This is a genomic window from Candidatus Thiosymbion oneisti (assembly GCF_004359955.1).
Taxonomy (GTDB): Bacteria; Pseudomonadota; Gammaproteobacteria; order Chromatiales; family Chromatiaceae; genus Thiosymbion; species Thiosymbion oneisti.
The window spans coordinates 50,873-70,745 of record NZ_SMSC01000025.1; the positions used below are offsets into that span (position 1 = coordinate 50,873).

The following is a 19,873-nucleotide window of genomic DNA, read 5'->3' on the forward strand; positions in this document are numbered from 1 at the left end:
ATCCCGGCGCTGAAACGAGATCTTAGGGTGGACTATGCTTACCAGGCACTACTGGTCTTTTCCGCCAGCGAGGCGCCGTTGCTCTACCAAGGCGACGAAATCGGGGGGACAAAAATGAAGACCATCCACGAGTTCATCAGGAGAAAACAGGCGAAGCTCGACCAAAACGTTCTGCTATCGGCACTCGACGCGAAAACTCTTAACATCGAGTCGGTCGCGCAGTACTTCTACTTCTGGGTCTTCACTTTTCAGGACCTCCTCGAACAAAACGAGATGAGGATCGGCGATCCGATGCTACGGGCCATCGCTTCCGAGCATAAGGTGGGGATTCAGGACACGAGGAGTGGTACCTTCAGGACCTGGAAAAGCTCGGGTTCCCTCAACCTCGAGCGGACGAGCTTTTCAGCGACACACATGCCGCTGCCCGCATCGTCTCGTTCCAGCTCGTTGCGATCGTCTATCCACATCGGATCTCGATCGAATCGTGTTTCTTTATGTCCTGGAGGGCGCGGGACATGTCTTCTTCCGCCGCACGGCGAAAGCGCTCAGCTCGCTCAATAGGCTGCGGGGCTTGCGCTACTTTGGCAAATCTCACCTGGACGCCGAGCTCGACCATGGCATGTTCAAGACCGACGCAGAGGGGAAGGACGAAAAACCGTGGGAGTCCGCGCTTGAGCCTGGCGACCTCACTTCGGCAGAAATGGTGGTAAAACGCGTCTTCACTGCGTTTGAAGAGATGTTCTCCGGGATCTACGAAAGGGCATCGCGCCCTTCGCCGTGGCCCCGTCCCTGACAGGCAGGTGGTATGCTCAACCCGGAACACCGAATGTTAGGCACGGGCCATCCATTGATGCGGTTCGCCGTGGCCCCGTCCCTGGAGCCACCACTCACCACATCCTACACCTTTGCCCAATCTACGTGGACCTGCTGAAGGTCAACACGGCCTAGTACACATCGTGTACGGTGTTGTAGACGTTGAACTTGCCGGTCGGGGTGATGAGCCGGTCGTCTTTGATGACGTGCTTGGGCTTCAGGGTCTTGTCGTCCACGATCACGATGGCCGACTGCTTGTCCTTCGCATTCCAGACCGAGAACCAGACTTCGTCACCGGCCTTGTTGTATTCAGGCTGTACCACGCGCTTGGCGCCCTCGCCGACATCGGCCCACTCGGCGATCGGCAGCACCTTGTACTTCGCCTTCAGGTTGTCGGTGTCGAATACGGCGACCGTCTGGCTCAGTTTTTCGACCGAGTTGAGGGCGGTATCCACATACAGGTGCTTGGAGTTGGGATGGGTCTTGATGAACAAGGAGCCACCGCCCTGACCCTCCAGCTTGCGCACCACCTTCCAGGCCTGGTCGGGGTGGCCCTCGGGGTCGGTGCCGATGAGCACCACGGAGTTATCCCCAAGATGGCTGGTAGCCCACACCGGACCGTGCTCGGGGTCGACGAAGTTCGCGCCGCGCCCCGGGTGGGGGATAGCGCCGACCTCGATCAGGGCTGCCAGCTTCTGGTCCTTGGAGTCCACCACGGCGATTTTGTTGGACTTGTTGGCGGCGGCGAGGAAGTAACGCTGAGTAGCGTCCCACCCGCCATCGTGCAGGAAGGGCGCGGCAGCGATCTCGGTTACCTTGAGGTTGTCCAAATCTTTGAAGTTCACCAGCAGGACCTTGCCGGTCTCCTTGACATTGACAATGAACTCCGGGTGGTGATGGGAAGCGACGATAGCCGCCACGCGCGGCTCGGGATGGTACTCCTGGGTGTCGACGGTCATACCCCGGGTAGAGACGATCTTCAGCGGCTCCAGAGTGTCGCCCTTCATAATCACGTACTGGGGCGGCCAATAGGTTCCGATAATGGCGTACTTGTCTTCCATGCCCTTGAATTTGGAGGTCTCCACCGAGCGCGCCTCCAGACCGACCTTCATCTCGGCTACGTTCTGCGGCGGGTCCATCCACAGGTCGATCAGATTGATCTTGGCGTCGCGGCCGATCACGAACAGATAGCGTCCCGAAGCGGAGAGGCGGGAAATGTGGACCGCGTAGCCGGTGTCGATGATGGTGACGATCGCTTTGCTGTCGCCGTCGATGAGCGCGATCTTACCCGCGTCGCGCAAGGTCACGGAGAACAGATTTTCCACCTTGAGGCTGTTCATCTGCTTGGTCGGCCGCCGCTCCGGCGGTACCAGGACCTTCCAGGTTTCCTTCATCTTCTGCATGCCGTATTCCGGTGGCACCGGCGGCTCATGCTGAAGGTAACGGGCCATGAGGTCGATCTCGGTCTCACTGAGATCCCCGGACGTGCCCCAGTTGGGCATGCCTGCCGGCGAGCCGTAGGTGATCATGGCCTTGAGATAGGGGGTGCCGAGCTGGCGGGTCTTGTCCGTGGTCAGTGGTTTGCCGGTGGCGCCCTTACGCAGCACGCCGTGACAGCCCGCGCACCGCTGGAAGAAGAGCTTCTTCGCTTGGTCGAACTCCGCGGTTGTCATCTCCGGTCCATCGCCGCCGATCAGGTCCTTCGTGGTCGCCGGGTCGACCGCGGTCGGGGCCCCTTCGTAGGCCATCCCCTCTTTCTTCATTCCAGCATGCCCATCCTTGGGTGACTCGGCCATAGCGGCAGTGACGGCCAAGGCGAGGCCGGAAAGCGCCAGCAGTCCGCCGGCACGCTTGAGTTCAAATCGGTTCATTCGGATCCTCCCAGCAACGTTGGGGTTTGTGAGACAAGGGTGTTGTCACAGCGTGGTCACAGTAAAAGACCGCCCACTGCATCAGCCTTGACATACATCAAAGACGGGAGCGAACCAACAAGCAGGCCGTCATTCCGGCTGGGACGCCGGAATCCAGTTGCCAGGGAGGGCAAGTTGCGGGAATCACTTCACTGTTCCCGAATCGGCCGCGCCGCGGAAGCACAGGGCATCAGCGTAAGCTCCTGCGAATGGCCGAGCCTTGCGATCTCCTCCAGGGCCGTTTGATCGAGAATGGTGACCTGGCTACCCTGAACCTCGATAGCGCCCAGCTCGATGAGCTTCTTTTCAACGCGTGAAAAGGTCTCCGGTTTGACGGAGAGGCGAGAGGCGAGAACCCCCTTGCGCATCCCCAGATCCAAGGTCCTGCGACCCGCGGGCAGCTTCATGAGCAAATAACGGGCGACGCGGCTCGTCGCCGTGTGCAGGGCCAGATTGTCAATCTCCCCGATCATAGCGTGCAGGCGCCGGCTCAGATTGCCCAGCAGGACGAAACAGCTGTCCACGGAATCGCGCAGCATGCTTGCAAAGTCACGGGCATCGATGCCGATGAGCTCGGTCGGACAAAGGGCTGCCGCACACACCGGGTAACGAGGGGCGTTCAGGAACATCAAGGCCTCGGCGAAGGTCTGTCCCAGAGTGACGATCTCGATGACCTTTTCCGCACCTTCGGGCGAGAGTCGAAACAGCCGCACCTGACCCTTGAGCACCAGATAAAAGCGTTCGGCTGGGTCCCCCTGACTGAAGAGTAGCTGGCCCTCGTCCAGTCTGAGGCACGAGGCGTGGCATGCAACCCGCACCAGTTGCTCCTCCGTAAGCCCGCAAAGCAACGGTCCGGTGCGCAATTCTTCGATCTCTACCATTCGTCTCTCTAACGTACTGGAATAACGAGTTTTGCGCCCTAGGCAGACCCACCGCGACTCATGGACTCAAAACGCCGTTTGACCTGAGTCAAGGTGGCCTAAAAGCCCTGGAAATTAAACTGACTCCTTCAGACTTTATGCTTGGAGGGCCCGCACCCATGCCGCAAACCTTCACCAAGTCGATGGCGAGAAACATCTTCTACGGTGGCTCCCTATTCTTTCTGTTGCTGTTCCTTGCCCTGACCTTCCATACCTCCAGGGCACTGCCGGAACGCGACCGGCGCGACCAGCTCGACACCGCGAGCGAGGTCGGTCAAAAGATCGCGCGCGGCAAAATGCTGTGGGAGACCAACAACTGCATAGGTTGCCACAGCCTGCTTGGAGAGGGGGCCTACTTCGCCCCGGAGCTGGGCAACGTCTATGTGCGCTTCGGCAACAGCAAGGATGCCATCAAGGCCTTCATCCGGAGCCGTCCCGCCGAGGGCATCGCCGGACGCCGCAGTATGCCGCAGTTCAACTTTAGCGACGAGGAGCTCGACGCCATCGCCGAATTTCTGAAGTATAGCTCCGAGATTAATACGGCCGGCTGGCCGCCGAACATCCAGGGCTGAGTTGCCGTACCCGGAGACGTATCAATGAAATATAAATCACAAGCTGTCGCCAAGCCCTACTTCATCGCAGCCATCGCACTGTTCGTGGTCCAGATCCTGTTCGGTCTGATCATGGGCCTGCAGTACGTCATCGGGGACTTCCTGTTCCCCGAAATCCCCTTCAACGTGGCCCGCATGGTTCACACCAACGCCCTCATCGTCTGGCTGCTGATGGCCTTCATGGGTGCCTCTTACTACCTGGTCCCGGAAGAGGCGGAGCGCGAGCTCGCCGTCCCCTGGCTGGCGGTCGCGATGTTCTGGATCTTTCTTACCGCCGCGGGCCTCACCGTTGCCGGCTACCTGTTCGTGCCTTATTCGGGATTGGCGAAGATGACAGGTAACGCCATCCTGCCCACCATGGGTCGGGAGTTCTTGGAGCAGCCCACCATCACCAAGGTCGGCATCGTGATCGTGGCCCTCGCTTTCCTGTTCAACATCGCCCTGACCGTCCTCAAGGGCCGCAAGACGGTGGTGAGCCTGGTGCTGCTGATCGGCCTGACAGGGCTTGCCGTATTCTTCCTGTTTGCTTTTTATAACCCGACTAACCTGGTGTTGGACAAGTACTATTGGTGGTGGGTCGTCCATCTGTGGGTGGAGGGAGTATGGGAGCTGATCCTGGGCGCCATCCTGGCCTTCGTACTGATAAAGACCACGGGCGTGGACCGCGAGGTGATCGAGAAGTGGCTGTACGTCATCATCGCCATGGCGCTGATTACGGGCATTATCGGAACCGGCCACCACTACTACTGGATCGGCGCCCCCGAGTACTGGCAGTGGTGGGGCTCGATCTTCTCCGCGCTGGAGCCCATCCCCTTCTTTCTGATGACCGTGTTCGCCTTCAACATGGTCAACCGGCGCCGGCGTAACCACCCCAACAAAGCAGCGGTCCTGTGGGCATTGGGCACAGCCATGATGGCCTTCCTCGGCGCGGGCGTTTGGGGCTTCCTGCATACCCTGGCACCGATCAACTTCTATACCCACGGCACCCAGCTCACCGCGGCCCACGGGCACTTGGCCTTCTTCGGCGCCTACGTCCTGATCAGCCTGACCATCATCTCCTACGCCATGCCGTTGCTGAACGGCCGCGAGGCCAACAGCATGCGTTCCCAAGTGCTGGAAATGTGGAGCTTCTGGCTGATGACCGTGTCCATGGTCTTCATCACCCTGTTCCTCACTGCGGCGGGAATCCTGCAGGTCTACCTGCAGCGCTTCAGCGAGGCTCCCCAGCAGTTCATGGTGGTGCAGGACAAGGTCGCGCTCTTCTACTGGCTGCGTGAGCTCGCGGGCGTGGTGTTCCTGATCGGACTGGTGGTCTACATCTGGAGCTTCTTTGCCGCCGCCAAAGACGCAAAAGAGCCGGCTGTGAGCAGCGAAGCCGCCGCCTCGCCCGCCTCGGCCTGATCGTCCCTCTCCACGGGCACAGGGAGTGCCCGATAGTGCGTAGGTCGGGTTAGGCGCGCCTTTCGATGATGAGGGATGCAAACATCTCGTAACCCGACATTCGATTGTGCGCGCCTGCTTGCTCCGTAGGACGTAGGATGCGGTGAACGTCTGCCTGTGCAGGGACGCACAGGCAGGCAGCGAACCGCATCATCCGGTTGTCAGGGGACAGCTATCAGTTATCAGGGGGCAGTTATCAGTCCAAAGCCTGACAACTGAAAACTGCCCCCTGGAGATCCGGGGGATCTAGCCAAACCCTCCTTATGGGGCATAACGACAAGCATCAGCCGGCGCAAAAAGTAGAGCGACGATAGAAGCGGCGCTTTTTGCTGTCCGAGTGCATGTGATTGTTATGCCTTTGGTTCATTTCATTGGAAGATAATCTCGTTCCTTTTCTGTTATTTTTGGCATATTCTCTATTACAGGCATGAATTCCGATGACACCAAATCGCTTAAGGCAGCATCTAGTTTTTTTTGAACAGCGGCTCTTGATGCAGGATCTTGGATTTTTTCAATTAATTTCGATTTGAAATCAATCTCTCCCAATATTGGGTAGTGGCTCAGTTCGCGAAAAATCGGAAATTGCGAAAAAACGCAAGAACGCCAAGACGCAAAGAAAGAACAAAGAATCTTTGCGTCTTGGCACCATTGCATCCTGGCGTTAAATGGGCCGGAAAGTGAGCGGCCAAGCATAAATTTTCAAACTGAGCCACTGCCCAATATTGTTTTTTGCCAATCTTCTCGTGTTTCCTTTATATGCTTTGCTGTCTTTCTCCTTTGCTCCCATGCTTTAGCATTTGCAAGTTCATCACGAGTCAGTTGTTTAATTGCAGCATCTTCTTCTGCTGATGCCGCTTCAGCTATCGTTGCTCTCAGCCTTGCATCTGTGTTTATACAGAGTTGACATCCAATACCTCCTTTTTGTTCAGCATGACCCTTTAGTTCTGTGAGGGCATAACGTGGCAAATAACCGGACCACAAAAGGCGTCAGCCTTTTGTGGTCCGTGTTAATTTTCCTTGTTAGGCTGCACGACCCACAAGGACTTTTTCGATTTTCTCAGGCGCTTTCGTTCCTGATGCGATATCCTGAACAGCATGAATAAGATCTGCTGAGTAGTAGCGATTTCCACACATATCGCAGATGCCAATTGTCACATCTTTGAGTATTACAAACTGTGTTTTGTGCTTGAATGCTTCTCTCTTGCGTCGAGCATACGGAAGACGTCAGCGGATGCCGAGAGCATCAGTTGGTAATCTTCGATCCATTGAGCCAGCTGGGATACCTCAGGGGCTGGAAGACTCTCAATGACGTGTTCGATGTCGGTCACTGTCATCATAGCGATACCCTATCAGGGTGCCGGTTCGGCGGCAACCGTTAGGAGCTTTCATTTTCTCCGCCGCAACTTATGACTTCCTTTGCCCCTTACACTTTGGAAACCTGCTTTGAGCAAACTCCTTTCTGCTTGTTCGGCCGTCACAAACAAGATGGGTGTCCTTTAATCTCACGCAGCACTGAGCTTGAAGGTTGCTGAGGAGCCGGACCGCGGCAGTGGGTCGCTCGCAGCCAAATGTTAGGCGAATGAGCTGTGAAAACGACCCATCAATTGAGCCTGGCCCCTTTTCTGGTTAGCCTATTTGGGTTCTATAGTTTTTGAATTTCTTCAATTGTCAATCCAGAAATGTCTTCAATGTCTTGAATATCCATACCTTTTCGTTTCATAGCCTTTGCCATTTCTATTTTTTCTTCTTTTCTGCCTTTCTCCTCACCCTCTTTTAATCCTTCTTTTTTACCTTCCTTTTTGCCTTCATTCCTGTATCTCTCCTTGAGTTTATAAGGCAAAATCCAGCGTTCGCTTGCCTGAAATTTCTTGAAGATCCCCGACTCGACAAAGCTATGATAGGTTTCGTCGCTGATGATGAGATGGTCGATCACTTCGACCTTGAGGAATTTGCCCGCTTGAATAAAATGATCGGTGAGGTCCTGATCTTCGATTGAAGGCGTTACATTCCCACCGGGGTGGTTATGGACCATGATAACCTGAACGGCGAGCTTGTAAATCGCCATGCGGAAGGCTTCTCTGGGTTTGATGTTGATCATGTTGGCAGACCCCAGAGCGACCAACTCGATATAGAGGATTTTGTTCGCTTGATTCAAACCTACCATCCAGAAGTGTTCCTGACCTTGACCGATTTTATTCTCTCTACGGAGAATTTGACGCATGATCAGATAGATGTCTTCCGCACTGTTTACGGTGACTTTTTGTTGCTTGCTTAATTTGACTTCCATTGCGGGGCCTTTTATAGGGGCTTGACCAAACTCAGCGCGCGGCATAGCTTAGTGAAAATTTGTTGGGGTTCGCAAGCCCACCCCAACCTACGAGCTGCTTAATCCTCTATGGATGGAATAGCTGTACTTGCGGGAAATAGGTTTTATATTTTGATAAATCCCTGGTCACTAACCCAAATTGGGAAACCGAAGCATGAGCGCCAATAAAGAAATCAGGCAATGGTGATTTTTTAATGCCTTTGCTTTTTCTGTATTTTATAAAAGTTCTCCCGGTCAAAAACAAAGCCTCCCTCGGTATTTCCAATACCTTAATACCCAACGCATCTATGGCATTTTCAACTTCTTCGATTTCGATTAAAACCAATAGATACTTCCGTATATATGATTGAGTTGATATACAACGTGTTAGTTTGGCTGTATTTCTGACCAATCAGCCCAGTTTTCATCATCAGTGAATAAGTCTAGCAATACGCAGGAATCAACCAAAATGCCATTCATCATGATTCCCTTGTAAGATTCATTATTTCATCAGTAGACATTCTAGCTGACGCTATCCCTCTGAATTTTCTAAATTTTCCTGTTACATTTGGCGCGCCGGTTTTTACGATATAAAACCGACCACCATCTTCAGCAAAATCGATTTCCGTTTCGGGAGATATTCCTAAAGCTTCCCTTACATCTCTAGGAATCGTAACTTGGCCTTTTGTAGTAACTTGCATATTCCGTACCTCCAAGCAAAATGTAATACAAATATAGTATTACCTTTGGATATTTGCAAGTTTTTGCATTGGCTGAGGTGTAGAGGTGTAATAAAAGGACACCCATTTTGTTTGTTTCTTCGATTGAAAGCCCCGAAGTTTTTGCAATGATTTTCATACTGATCTCTTTTTTCTTCAATGCCTTTGCTATTCCAATTCTTTCTTCGACCTTAGCCGCCTCAATGGCCTCAGCTTTTTTCTTCTCCCCTTCTCTTAATCCTTGCTCCTTCCCAAGTTGAATCCCTTCATTCAACCCTTCTTCTTTACCCTTCTTTTCTCCCTCCTTCCTGATCCTCTCCTTGACTTTATAAGGCAAAATCCATCGTTCACTTGCCTGGAGTTTCTTGAAGATTCCCGAATCGACAAAGCTATGATAGGTTTCTTCGCTGATGATTAAATGATCGATTACTTCGACCTTGAGGAATTTGCCTGCCTGAATAAAATGATCGGTGAGGTCCTGATCTTCTGATTCCATTTGCGTTGATTCGCGTTCATTTGCGGCAAAAAAACTCCCAATGACAGAACCAAACCAACGATGTCGGTACTTCGGCACTACTGTACCCAGCACCACTCACCCCGGCAAACCCGATTCCCCATCAGCCACTCGTCCACGGCGCGGGCGCATTGGCAGCCTTCGCGGATGGCCCAGATGACGAGGGATTGGCCGCAGCGTATGTCGCCAGCGGTGAAAACGCCGGGAAGGGAGGTGTGGTAGGCATCCGGACCTTCGGTGGAGCCTTTAACATTGCCGCGCCCGTCGAGCTCGACGCCCCAAACAAGATGGGCGTCCTTTTTTGCTACTTTTCAGGCAAGTACAGTTTCACAACAACCGCACAAACTCATCTACGCCGAGACCTACTTGTCTGATGATGGCACGCAAAGTACCTCTGTCTAGTTCCTTATGGTTGGGGACAACAACCTGGGTAAAAGGATCATCTCGGCGCAAAATCATATGACTCCCATGCTGTCGCTTCAGGTGAAACCCAACTCTGCCAAGTGCTTTGACGCAATCTCTCCCTGATATCCTCGGTAATCCGCTCATATGGCTACCACTAGTGCCTCAAAGTGTTCTTCAGGAACTGGCAGTCCATCTTCCTCAAGAGAAACAATGTATCCCTCAATTGCCTCTTTGATATTAGTGACGGCTTCTTGTTTCGTCTTTCCTTGACTGATGCAACCGAGCAAGCTTGGGCATTCGGCAACCCAATAGCCATCTTCACCTGGATGGAGAACCACTTGTCTCATTGTTTCACCTTCCCCTGTTTTTTCGCCGGGTACGATATTCCCGCCCAAAGCAATTGTCTATCCGATTCATTTAAACCATAAGGGCGTAGCTGAACGGTTAGGGCAAATCCGATTTGCCCATCAGCCACTCATCCACGGCGCGGGCGCATAAGATGGATGTCCTTTTTTACGAGTTAATTTGCCTTGTTAGGGCCATTATATCGATTTCAACAAAGATGCTAGTCCAAGAATAGTGATAAATATATTTGGAATCATCCATAGGAAATGGAGTCGGATGCGCATTGCCATCCGATACGTACCTTGATGCTCTATCTTTGCCTCTTCCTTTACTTCTTCGAAAATTGATTTTCCTATTTTCTGTTCAATTTTCGATAGAGCTACTCTTGCCCTGGAGAAATTGAATTCTGCTCGTTCATGCAACTCTCTCGTTGCTAATATTCCAAAAATACCAAGTAAAATAAGAAATATTGAAACAATAGCAGAGTACTCCCCAAATCCCTTATTGGCTAGAATGGCAAACAAAGCGCCGGCAGATAGAAACGAAAATCCTGTAACTGACGTTCTTTGCTGATCAAACTTCAGAGCATTATCTCTCTGATCTTCGTAGTAAGCCCAAAGCAACTGAATTTCATCCATAAACCTGCCTCATACTTGCCCTAACAGGCAGTAGACGGCGAATCGCCGTGTTTAAGTACGTCGAAACGCCTTCTATACCACAACTATTACTTCTTTTTCAAATCCATGAATATCTCCATCAACGCACCTGGGGGCCTGTCTGACTTACGACTTACGACTGTTCTACTGCGGAATCGAGAGGAAACCGCTTGGATTTCCCGCCCGATCTCGTTAAATAGGTCCGCTACTTCGTCTCGACCGAGCAAAAAAACCTGCCTTGAGCCCCTCAATCCCTCGCTACGAGCGCGTAAGCCAGACAGGCTCCTAGTACGCTGTTTCACCGAAATTTTCTGGTAAAACCAGTCTCTGTCATCTCGACCAAAGGAAGCTGTCATCCCGAGCGTAGCGAGGGATCTTTGGCGATAAGACAACCACTCAAGTCACAAGATTTCTCGCTGCGATCGAAATGACAGACGGTAAAATTAGATGAAATGGAGTACTAGAAACAATGAGTTAAAATCTGCGGACGACTTGTTGCCTCGGTCTCCTGAGCGAATAACTACGGCGAACTTCCATCTAGTCTTGATCCCTATGGCTACCACCTCTATGCTGGTCGGACGATACGGTATTGAGGCAAGCAATGGCTAGTACAGCTGCGTACAAAAACCGAAAACAAGAACCACGAATGGACACGAATGAACACGAATGCTTCCAGACCGGCACAACAAGCTCCTTTCCCGCCGGGAGGGTGTCGCAAAAACGGTGGCGTCAGCGGCCAGTCCGTGAAGTTTAAACCACAGAGGGCACAGAGAACGCAGAGAATTGGCCGGTGCCTTTCTCTGTGTTCTCTGTGGTTCGAAAGGACTTTTGCGACACTCTCCGAAACCGGGGGGGCTAGCCGGGATTTACAATCATGAGCACGGACAGGGCCTTGGATCCCGCAGCCTCCGCCCTCAGGGTCACGGCGCGCCCCTTCAGGTTCTCCGACCTGGTGGATTCGCTGGTAACCGGCTGGCAGATCTTCCGTACCCTGCCCGCTGCCAGCATCGCCTACGCCGGCGTATTTGCCTTGGTCGGTCTGGTGCTGCTGGCAGTAATCGGCTATCTCGGTCTCTCCCCCATGGCGCTACCCGTCTCCGGGGGATTTCTGCTTGTGGGTCCGGCGCTCTTGACGGGATTTTTCCGGCTCGCGGCAATCGCCGCGGACGCCCGTAAAGCGCGCCTCTCGGACGCCTTTGCCACCTTCGCCCGGGCACCCGCCGGTCTGTGGCTGGTCGCCTCGCTATGCACCTTTCTGTTCCTGATCTGGATCACCGATGCGGCCGTTCTCTACGCCCTGATGATCGGAAGCGAGCACCTACCCTACGAGTTGCCCTGGTTGATCAGGTTGGAGCCTCAGGTGGTCGCCTTCGAGCTGTGGGGCTTGCTCATGGGCTCGGTGTTGGCATTTATCATCTTCGCCATCTCCGCATTTTCGGTTCCACTGTTGCATGAAGGACGCGCCGATTTTGTTCAGGCCGTGCTCGCCAGTGTACGCGCCGTGTTCGGCAATTTTCTCACCAGCATCGCCTGGGGGCTGATTCTGACGGGCGGCACCTTGCTCGCCATCCTGATGCTACCGCTCTTCGTGGTGCTGTTTCCGGTACTCGCTTATGCCAGCTTTGCGCTGTACCGGAGGGTGTTCCCCTTCCCGTTTGACCCAGGTTCAGGTGTAATGCCATCAGGTCAGCGATAGTGCTCGATATGTCGTGATCGTGTCATTCTCCCATCGCAGAAAAAGGTGGCACTTTTTCTGAATACTCATTGCAACCTTCTAATAGGACAGGATTAACAGGATTTTTTTACCTCGTGGTCCTGAACTGCCATCAACGGTAACATGCATTGAAACAAAGAAAAATCCTGTCAATCCTGGAAATCCTGTGAATCCTGTACCATTGGACAAAAGCACGAATCTCGAAGAATTGCTCGTAGCGTTCAACCGAAAGTTCATCACGATACATGGTACTACCAAAGCCTGCATCGAACGACTTGCTGGAGCCCATGCACGCGATACCTCAAAGCGCGGAGAAGAAAGCCGAGCCCACCGGCGACGCTCGGTCGATCTTCTACCGGCCCCAGGGTAACGAGGTCGCTTTGTTCGAGAACGCCTTCCGCAATCGCCTGCCCCTGATGATCAAGGGTCCCACTGGCTGCGGCAAGACGCGGTTCGTTCGGCATATGGCCGCTCGGCTCGGCCGGCCACTCCACACCGTGGCTTGCCACGACGACCTCACCGCAGCGGATCTGGTCGGCCGGCACCTGATCGGCGACGACGGGACCTTCTGGAGCGACGGTCCCCTGACCCGGGCGGTCCGTGAGGGGGCCATCTGCTATCTGGATGAGGTGGTGGAGGCACGCAAGGACACCACGGTGGTCCTGCATCCGCTCACCGACGATCGGCGGATCCTGCCCCTGGAGCGCACCGGCGAGACCTTGCACGCACCCGATGGCTTCATGCTCGTGGTCTCCTACAACCCGGGCTACCAGAACTTGCTCAAGGGCATGAAGCCGAGCACCCGGCAGCGTTTTGTGGCGGTGAGCTTCGATTTCCCCGCACCTGCGTCGGAGGTCGAGATTCTCGTCTGCGAAACCGGCATCGACGAAGCGAGGGCGCAGCTTCTGGTCAGACTTGCGGGGGCCTTGCGGGCGCTCAAGGACCACGACCTCGAGGAAGCGGCATCCACACGCCTGCTGGTCTACGCGGCTACCCTGATCACGAGCGGCATGGACAAGCGCGACGCCTGTCGCGCCGCCTTGGCCGAGCCTCTGACCGACGATGCCGAGACCATCGCCGCCCTGGCAGAGGTTATCGATGCCACCCTCTCCTGAACCGCGGTCGGACTCGACGCCCCCGGCGCAGCCGGCCGGCATCCGGCTCGCGATTGCCGCGGAGGCATTGTATCTCGCCAACCTGCTGGTGATTCCCGTCATCGCGTTTCTGATCCTGGGAGTACTCTTTCTGCGTTGCGACAGAGCAACCCCACCGCTCGCCGCCGCTCACGTCAACCAGACCTTCTCCGCCAGCCTGTGGGCGGGGATTCTTCTGGTCATCGTCAACGCCTCGATCCTTCTGCTCGGGGGCTACGAGGGCATCCACACCTGGACCCTGGTGATCCTCTACTTCACGACCTGCCATTCGGCCCTGGTGCTGTTCGGCGTGGTCGGCCTCGCCAAGGCCATGGCGGGACAGTGCTGGCGGTTCCCTCTGGTGGGGAGTCCCTTGCCGGCAGGCTGTCCCGGAACGGGTACTAGTACCTAGTTTCGACCGATGTTGCTGGTTGCCACCCGATCCCCTGTTTTCGACATAGATTGCAAGTTCATAGCCGTGATATAAGCGTGCTGGTAGACCCTGGTAGCGTCGCTTAGGAGGTGCCTGATGAACAAAAAATACCTTGTACGTCTGACGGAGGAAGAGCGGGCGCAGCTCAGCGAGTTGGTCAACAAAGGCCAGGCCGCAGCGTACAAGATCAAGCACGCTAAGCCAAACCGGGTCAGCCGGCGCGCTACGATCACGAGTACGAGTCAACACGCCCTGTGGAAGCCTGGCTGAATCCAAAGCGGCGGCGAGCAACTGCCGATCGTTTCCTATCAGACCGTAAGCGAAGCTCCACGCGCCTGCTAATCCGGCCGACCGTCCGCACGTGGGGCGATCAGGATCGGCACGTAGACCCAAAGGAAGAGCGCGAAGGCCAGCGTCCACAGGGTCCCGGAGGCGAGAGTCCAGGTCCCGTATTGCGCGGGAAAGAAGAGCGCCATGAAAACCCTGAACCAGGCTGCCGCATTCAGGAGGATGAAGGCAATGTTCGTAAGCATGGACGAGCGCATCGCGCGCCCCGTGTGACCGAGCGAGACCCGCGCCATCATGCCGAGGGTGAATCCCCCGAGAGCGCCGACCGTGAGGGCGTGGAACGCCGGGAACGCTGGTAAGTGACCCAGGCCGGCAAGCCCATCGAGGGCGAATCCGACAATCAACCAAATGTACCCTGCGTAGAGCACGGCAAGGATGGGTATGCTCCAGACTCGAGCGTCGTGCCAGCCGGCAAGACGCATGGCCTGAACCAACGCAAGCGATAACGCGATCGCGCCCGCGAGCTCCGACGACAGGAGCAGCAGGTTGGTGACCAACCAAAGGGAGGCGAGGGCGAAGGTGAACCGCTCCACGATGACTCGACTCCGCGGTTGAGCGCCTGCCACCCCTCGCTCCGTGAAGAACGGCATGACCCTGCCGGAGACGATCAAGAGCGTTAGCAGGGTAGCGTCGAGCATTAAGCGAATCCCTCGCGGCGCAGTATCCTGGGTAACTCCGATCGCCTGGAGGTGGACCAGTAGTGAGGCAATGGTCATGACGGCAAGCAGGGCGAGGAAGACCCGGTTGACCTTGTTCCGTCCGTGCCAAAGTGGCTGGTACAGGCTAAGCGCGAGGGCTGGGAAGAAGGCGACGTTCAAGGCCGCAACGGCAACTTCCGGCAGCGGGAGGAAGGGGGCGATGCGCCCCGCGAGCCACAGACCCGTCAACGCAGCCAGTGCGATGCCGGTAGGAGTTTCGATGCCGGTCCAGTTGCGTACCGCAGTAAGCAGAAATCCGGCGATCGCCGCGGCTGTGTAACCAAAAAGCATCTCATAAGCGTGCCAGGTGCCGCCGCTGTAGTAAGATCCGAAAGGAATCCAGGCTTCGAGCATACCGATCCACGCGGCCAGCAAGAGCAAAGCCGAGAATCCTGCGCCCAGAAAAAAGGGCCGGAATCCGAGCGCGAATAGGCTCATCCGCTGGTGGGGAATATTGACGGGTATCTCTGGCATCATCCAACTCCGTAAGCAAAAAGAAAAATGCTATCTGCGCCATGTCTGGCATGCCCTTGATTCGTGTCAATCGGGGGGTTCCCCTTTAGAGGCTGTCTAAAAACTAACCTATTGATTTTCTACTGGCATTGATTTTCGGCTGGCTCCCCACGCTCCAGCGTGGGAGCAGACCTGGTCCCGACGCAGGAGGGATCTGATGCTCCAGCGTCGATTAAGCGCCTCGGTAGGCTAACCGCCAACGCCGATCAGCACAGAGGAGTTGCGTCCGCTGGAGCGGACAAGCTGTCGTTCCCACGCTGGAGCGTAGGAACGAGCGTGAAATTTGAAGATTTTATACCCTAAAATCAGTATCTTAATTTTTAAACAGCCTTTTAGATGGTTACACACCGGAGCCTATGACGTGCGCTATCCACCCATTCTAGGCATTATCCGCCCCTCTTTTCTCCTATTGACGCCGATATGTGTGCTGCTTGGGATTGCTGTTGCGCATGCTTCGGATGCTGCCGTGGATTGGACGGCCGGTGCCGTAGCGATGATCAGTGCGGTCGCGGCTCACGTCAGCGTCAATGCGCTGAACGAGTACGAAGATTTCCGGTCGGGACTCGACCTGCGTACCGTACGCACGCCGTTCAGCGGCGGGAGCGGGACCCTGGTTGCCGGTCCCGGGCTGGCGGGAGCGGCGCGCATGATCGGGCTGGGGGCGCTGGTGCTGGCAGCCCTTTGTGCGCTGGTCCTCGTCTGGCGCGTGGGTTGGGGCCTCCTGCCTATCGCTGCCTCGGGATTGGTCCTCGTTTACTTCTACACGAGTAAGATCAGCCGCAATCGCTGGCTATGCCTGGTCGCCCCCGGACTTGGTTTTGGTCCCCTGATGGTTGTCGGTACCTACTTTTCCGTGACCGGTACCTGGTCTGGGAGTGCCTTACTCGCCTCGCTGGTTCCGTTTTTTCTTGTCAGTAATCTGCTCCTGCTGAACCAGTTTCCGGACGTGGAGGCAGACCGATCCGGGGGCAGGGATAACCTTCCCGTTGCGTTGGGATTTCAACCTAGCCTCCTTGTTTACGGACTGTTCGCAGTCCTCGCTTTCGCGAGTCTCGGTCTCGGCGTGGCGGCAGGTCTTCTGCCGCCCACGGCATTGATTGCAATGAGCACCTTGCCGATTGCCGTTGCGGTCTATCGCGGAGTGAACAGGACCATCCAGGCTGGCGGTCCCGTTACGTCGGCTCTCGTGCCGTCGCTGGCGCTGAACGCCGTGCTATGCCTTCTCACACCGGCACTTTTCAGCGTGGGGATGCTGCTTGACGCCAGTCCATCTGCGCGGCGTATCCTGGTCACATCCTATGTGAAAATAGAGACGTCCCGCTTCAGCCACGAAGCCCACAAGCAGGCTGAGATGCAATGTTGTCTATGGGTCATGGATTTTGTGGAGTTGTACCACCGGTTCCATGAAGTCGATATTTGCCTCCACACAATAAAAGCCACAAAGACAAAGAATTCCTTTCCTCGGTTGCCGCTGGTCATCCGGCGCGCGAGATTTGATAATTTTCACTTCCGGCTAAGATCCGACGCGGTAACAACGTTTCATCCTTAGACTTGAAAATCTCTTTCGGTAACTGAATGCCATTTAATATGGCTTCTTTCATGTTAATAAGTCGAACTGAGAGGGAGAAACCTGATTTTTTCTCCTCCCTCGGCCGGTTTGTGGAACATTGAAACATCATAAACCTTCATACAGCACAGCTCAAGTGGTCCGCACAGCGGACCCTACAATCAATCCAATGGTTCGCGTAGGGTCCGCTGTGCGGACCTTTTGAAAGTCAACACGACCTAGCTCCAAGTTGCACAGTGCGTCAGCTATTCCGATTTGCGACCATGCTGAACGACAAGGGAAGTGTGCGATTTGACATGGATCAAGCTGTGGAATACCTGGTCTTGTTAGCCTCTGTAAGCTAAGCCAGGTCCGTAATCCCAGCGCATCGAAACAAGCTGTTGGAGGTGGGAAGAATGCACGAGCTAACGAGGCGAAGCCTGTCCTTTCTAGTCGGGACGGCACTCACGATAGGCGCGGCGACAGCGGCTTGGTCCGCTGAGACACTGCGGGATGTTATGAAGCGCCGTGGCCTGACGGAGAAAGACCTGCTCGCAGCGGCCAAGACCTACACCCCCACCGGCGGACGCGATGAATACCTGGCGTTCAGCTCCGGCGGTCAATCGGGCCAGGTTATCGTCTACGGCGTGCCGTCCATGCGCATCCTGAAGTACATCGGCGTCTTCACGCCCGAGCCCTGGCAGGGCTATGGCTTCGACGACGAATCCAAGGCCGTGCTGGCCCAGGGTCGGGTCCGCGGCAAGGACATCGTCTACGGCGATACCCACCATCCGGCCATCTCCGAGACGGACGGCGAGTACGACGGCAAGTATCTCTTCATCAACGACAAGGCCAACCCCCGGGTGGCGGTGATCGATCTGCACGACTTCGAGACCAAGCAGATCGTGGCCAACCCGTTTTTCAAGTCCGAGCACGGCGGCGCCTTCGTCACCCCCAACACCGAGTACGTCATGGAGGGGACCCAGTACGCCGCGCCTTTGCTCGAAGACGGCTTTGTCCCGCTCGAGGAATTCAACGACAAGTATCGCGGGGGGCTGACCTATTGGAAGTTCAACCGGGAGAAGGGGCGGATCGAGCCCGAGAATTCATTCGTGTTCGAGCTGCCCCCCTACAGCCAGGACCTCTCGGACGCGGGTAAGCAGGACAGCTACGGCTGGGGCTTCACCAACTCCTTCTGCTCCGAGCGCTACGTGGGTGGCATCGAGCGCGGGCGTCCGCCCTTCGAGGCCGGCTGCTCGTCCAAGGACACGGATTTTCTGCACGTGACTAACTGGAAGAAGGCGGAAGAACTGGTCCGGGCCGGTAAGGTCAGGCAGGAGCGAGGGATGTACTTCATCCCGATGGAGCAGGCCATCGCCGAAGGGCTGCTCTACCTGATCCCGGAGCCCAAGAGCCCCCACGGCGTGGACGTGACCCCGGACGGCAAGTACCTGATCGTCTCCGGAAAGCTCGACAGCCACGTCTCGGTCTACAGCTTCGAGAAGATCATGCAGGCCATCGAAGAGGGCGAGTTCGAGGGCAAGGACCCCTACGGCGTGCCCATCATCGGCATGCAGGACGTGCTGCACACCCAGATCAACCTGGGGCTAGGGCCGCTGCACACCCAGTTCGATTCCAAACCCTGCGTGGCCTACACCTCCCTGTATGTGGACTCCCAGGTCGCCAAGTACGATTACTGCGAAGGTAAGATCCTAGACAAGCTCTCCATCCACTACAACATCGGCCACCTGATGACCATGGAAGGCGACACAGTGAGCCCGGACGGCAAGTACCTGGTGGCGCTCAACAAGCTGGCTATCGATCGTTTCAATCCGGTCGGCCCGTTGCACCCGCAGAACCATCAGCTCATCGACATCAGCAACGAGAAAATGCAGCTACTCTACGACATGCCGGTGCCGCTGGGTGAACCCCATTACGTGGTGGCAATCAGGGCCGACAAGCTGAAGCCGGCGGTGCGCTACAAGTCAGGCTGGGACAGCCGCACCGATCAGCGCTCGCCCTACAAGACCCGCGCCGGCCGCGAAAAGACCGAGCGCAGCTGCGACGCCGAGGGCAAGTGCACCACGGAGGTCTGGGGCACCGTCATCCGCTCCCACATCACGCCCGAGATCATCGAGGCGGAGGAGGGCGATACGGTCAAGATCCACCTGACCAACCTGGAACGGGCCCAGGACGAGGTGCACGGCTTTACCCTGTACGGCCAGAACGTGCAGCTCTCCATCGAGCCCGGCAAGACCGCGAGCGCGACCTTCGTGGCCGATCAGGCCGGTGTATTCCCCTACTATTGCACCGAGTTCTGCTCGGCGCTGCACCTGGAGATGCAGGGCTACCTGCTCGTGAGACCCAAGGGTTACCAGGCGACTGCGGTCAAGCTGGTCGAGGGCACCCTCTACACCAAGGAGGACTACGAGACCCAGGTCAAGACCAACCTGGAAACCCAGGCGGTCATCGATCAGGTGGTCGCCTACATCACCAGCCACAACTTCAAGGATTTCCCGACCGTCGTGGCCCTGGTCGAGGACGCGACCGACCAGCTTGGATTCTCCGAGGGGGCAAAGAAGAAATCGGAAGAGGCCGCCGCCAAGGAAGACTGGCAGAATGCCATGCTCTGGGCCAACCAGTGGTGGCAATACCAGGTCAAAGCAGCCGATCTGGGGCTGCGCGCCAAGACCTATCTCGAGGAATCCGGCGCGCAAAAGGTCCAGTAAACCCTAGCGAGGCTTTGCCTCGGACTGATGAGGCGTAACTTAATGGCATTGCGCTCACTAGAGCCTGTTTCGCGTCCACCGAGCCGTTCAGAGGGCTGCAACGCCCTCGACGGCTTGCAAG

The 19,873-nt window shown here is 55.8% G+C and carries 22 protein-coding genes and 2 pseudogenes; 10 read left to right on the plus strand and 14 right to left on the minus strand.

The window, feature by feature from the left end:
- The first annotated feature begins 27 nt into the window (after positions 1-27).
- Complete coding sequence (locus E1958_RS14910) at positions 28-561, plus strand: hypothetical protein (protein ID WP_133512567.1); 534 nt, start codon at positions 28-30, stop codon at positions 559-561.
- Positions 562-571: 10 nt separating this feature from the next.
- Positions 572-793 (plus strand): hypothetical protein, encoded by a 222-nt coding sequence (locus E1958_RS14915; RefSeq protein WP_133512568.1) that lies wholly within the window; start codon positions 572-574, stop codon positions 791-793.
- Between the two features lie 151 nt (positions 794-944).
- Here the strand turns inward: E1958_RS14915 and E1958_RS14920 are convergent, their stop codons facing one another.
- Entirely contained in the window at positions 945-2,684 is a 1,740-nt protein-coding gene (locus E1958_RS14920) for a cytochrome D1 domain-containing protein (protein ID WP_133512569.1), read from the minus strand.
- 188 nt (positions 2,685-2,872) lie between these two features.
- Positions 2,873-3,604 (minus strand): Crp/Fnr family transcriptional regulator, encoded by a 732-nt coding sequence (locus tag E1958_RS14925; RefSeq protein ID WP_133512570.1) that lies wholly within the window; start codon positions 3,602-3,604, stop codon positions 2,873-2,875.
- 158 nt (positions 3,605-3,762) lie between these two features.
- On the opposite strand from E1958_RS14925, the gene E1958_RS14930 reads away from it, so the two are divergent.
- Both E1958_RS14930 and E1958_RS14935 read left to right on the plus strand, forming a co-directional pair.
- The gene (locus E1958_RS14930) at positions 3,763-4,215 is read left to right on the plus strand and encodes a c-type cytochrome (protein WP_133512571.1); all 453 of its coding nucleotides are present in this window, start codon (positions 3,763-3,765) and stop codon (positions 4,213-4,215) included.
- A 24-nt stretch (positions 4,216-4,239) separates the two neighbouring features.
- A complete protein-coding gene (locus E1958_RS14935; RefSeq protein WP_133512572.1) occupies positions 4,240-5,655 on the plus strand; it encodes a cbb3-type cytochrome c oxidase subunit I in 1,416 nt (471 codons plus the stop codon).
- Positions 5,656-6,057: 402 nt separating this feature from the next.
- Here the strand turns inward: E1958_RS14935 and E1958_RS14940 are convergent, their stop codons facing one another.
- The 11 genes and pseudogenes from E1958_RS14940 to E1958_RS14990 form a co-directional block, all read right to left on the minus strand.
- Complete coding sequence (locus E1958_RS14940; protein ID WP_133512573.1) at positions 6,058-6,387, minus strand: hypothetical protein; 330 nt, start codon at positions 6,385-6,387, stop codon at positions 6,058-6,060.
- Positions 6,388-6,393: 6 nt separating this feature from the next.
- The gene (locus E1958_RS14945; RefSeq protein WP_133512574.1) at positions 6,394-6,675 is read right to left on the minus strand and encodes a hypothetical protein; all 282 of its coding nucleotides are present in this window, start codon (positions 6,673-6,675) and stop codon (positions 6,394-6,396) included.
- Positions 6,676-6,714: 39 nt separating this feature from the next.
- Positions 6,715-6,888: pseudogene (locus tag E1958_RS22095) on the minus strand (YgiT-type zinc finger protein); the annotation flags it as partial.
- Positions 6,889-7,336: 448 nt separating this feature from the next.
- Positions 7,337-7,981: a JAB domain-containing protein gene (locus E1958_RS14955; protein ID WP_133512575.1), complete on the minus strand. Its 645-nt coding sequence runs from the start codon at positions 7,979-7,981 to the stop codon at positions 7,337-7,339.
- A 106-nt stretch (positions 7,982-8,087) separates the two neighbouring features.
- On the minus strand, positions 8,088-8,345 hold the full coding sequence (locus E1958_RS14960; RefSeq protein WP_207787890.1) for a type II toxin-antitoxin system VapC family toxin: 258 nt from the start codon (positions 8,343-8,345) through the stop codon (positions 8,088-8,090).
- A 133-nt stretch (positions 8,346-8,478) separates the two neighbouring features.
- Positions 8,479-8,700 (minus strand): AbrB/MazE/SpoVT family DNA-binding domain-containing protein, encoded by a 222-nt coding sequence (locus tag E1958_RS14965; RefSeq protein WP_133512576.1) that lies wholly within the window; start codon positions 8,698-8,700, stop codon positions 8,479-8,481.
- On the minus strand, positions 8,663-9,214 hold the full coding sequence (locus E1958_RS14970; protein ID WP_133512577.1) for a JAB domain-containing protein: 552 nt from the start codon (positions 9,212-9,214) through the stop codon (positions 8,663-8,665). Before E1958_RS14970 ends, E1958_RS14965 begins: the two co-directional genes overlap by 38 nt.
- Before the next feature lie 77 nt (positions 9,215-9,291).
- Positions 9,292-9,510 (minus strand): annotated as a pseudogene (locus E1958_RS21360) (hypothetical protein); the annotation flags it as partial.
- A 49-nt stretch (positions 9,511-9,559) separates the two neighbouring features.
- The gene (locus E1958_RS14980; RefSeq protein ID WP_133512578.1) at positions 9,560-9,781 is read right to left on the minus strand and encodes a type II toxin-antitoxin system HicA family toxin; all 222 of its coding nucleotides are present in this window, start codon (positions 9,779-9,781) and stop codon (positions 9,560-9,562) included.
- On the minus strand, positions 9,778-10,032 hold the full coding sequence (locus E1958_RS14985; RefSeq protein ID WP_243448500.1) for a type II toxin-antitoxin system HicB family antitoxin: 255 nt from the start codon (positions 10,030-10,032) through the stop codon (positions 9,778-9,780). The genes E1958_RS14980 and E1958_RS14985 overlap by 4 nt, the downstream gene beginning before the upstream one ends.
- 147 nt (positions 10,033-10,179) lie before the next feature.
- Positions 10,180-10,620 carry a hypothetical protein gene (locus tag E1958_RS14990; protein ID WP_133512579.1) on the minus strand — a complete coding sequence of 147 codons (441 nt, stop codon included), beginning with the start codon at positions 10,618-10,620 and terminating at the stop codon, positions 10,180-10,182.
- 892 nt (positions 10,621-11,512) lie between these two features.
- On the opposite strand from E1958_RS14990, the gene E1958_RS14995 reads away from it, so the two are divergent.
- From E1958_RS14995 to E1958_RS20395, 4 genes are all read left to right on the plus strand, one after another.
- Positions 11,513-12,334: a DUF2189 domain-containing protein gene (locus tag E1958_RS14995; RefSeq protein WP_133512580.1), complete on the plus strand. Its 822-nt coding sequence runs from the start codon at positions 11,513-11,515 to the stop codon at positions 12,332-12,334.
- Between the two features lie 305 nt (positions 12,335-12,639).
- The gene (locus E1958_RS15000) at positions 12,640-13,467 is read left to right on the plus strand and encodes a CbbQ/NirQ/NorQ/GpvN family protein (RefSeq protein WP_133512581.1); all 828 of its coding nucleotides are present in this window, start codon (positions 12,640-12,642) and stop codon (positions 13,465-13,467) included.
- On the plus strand, positions 13,451-13,897 hold the full coding sequence (locus E1958_RS15005; protein ID WP_207787889.1) for a hypothetical protein: 447 nt from the start codon (positions 13,451-13,453) through the stop codon (positions 13,895-13,897). Before E1958_RS15000 ends, E1958_RS15005 begins: the two co-directional genes overlap by 17 nt.
- Before the next feature lie 117 nt (positions 13,898-14,014).
- A complete protein-coding gene (locus tag E1958_RS20395) occupies positions 14,015-14,188 on the plus strand; it encodes a hypothetical protein (RefSeq protein WP_166664668.1) in 174 nt (57 codons plus the stop codon).
- 68 nt (positions 14,189-14,256) lie between these two features.
- Here E1958_RS20395 and E1958_RS15010 read toward each other — a convergent pair whose 3' ends face one another.
- Positions 14,257-15,441, minus strand: coding sequence for an NnrS family protein (locus tag E1958_RS15010; protein WP_243725281.1), 1,185 nt, complete (start codon positions 15,439-15,441; stop codon positions 14,257-14,259).
- Between the two features lie 319 nt (positions 15,442-15,760).
- Between E1958_RS15010 and E1958_RS15015 the strand changes: the two genes are divergently transcribed.
- Together E1958_RS15015 and nosZ are read left to right on the plus strand one after the other, a co-directional pair.
- Positions 15,761-17,026: a prenyltransferase gene (locus tag E1958_RS15015; protein WP_133512583.1), complete on the plus strand. Its 1,266-nt coding sequence runs from the start codon at positions 15,761-15,763 to the stop codon at positions 17,024-17,026.
- A 413-nt stretch (positions 17,027-17,439) separates the two neighbouring features.
- Positions 17,440-19,752, plus strand: coding sequence for a Sec-dependent nitrous-oxide reductase (gene nosZ, locus E1958_RS15020; protein WP_133512584.1), 2,313 nt, complete (start codon positions 17,440-17,442; stop codon positions 19,750-19,752).
- Positions 19,753-19,873 lie beyond the last annotated feature (121 nt).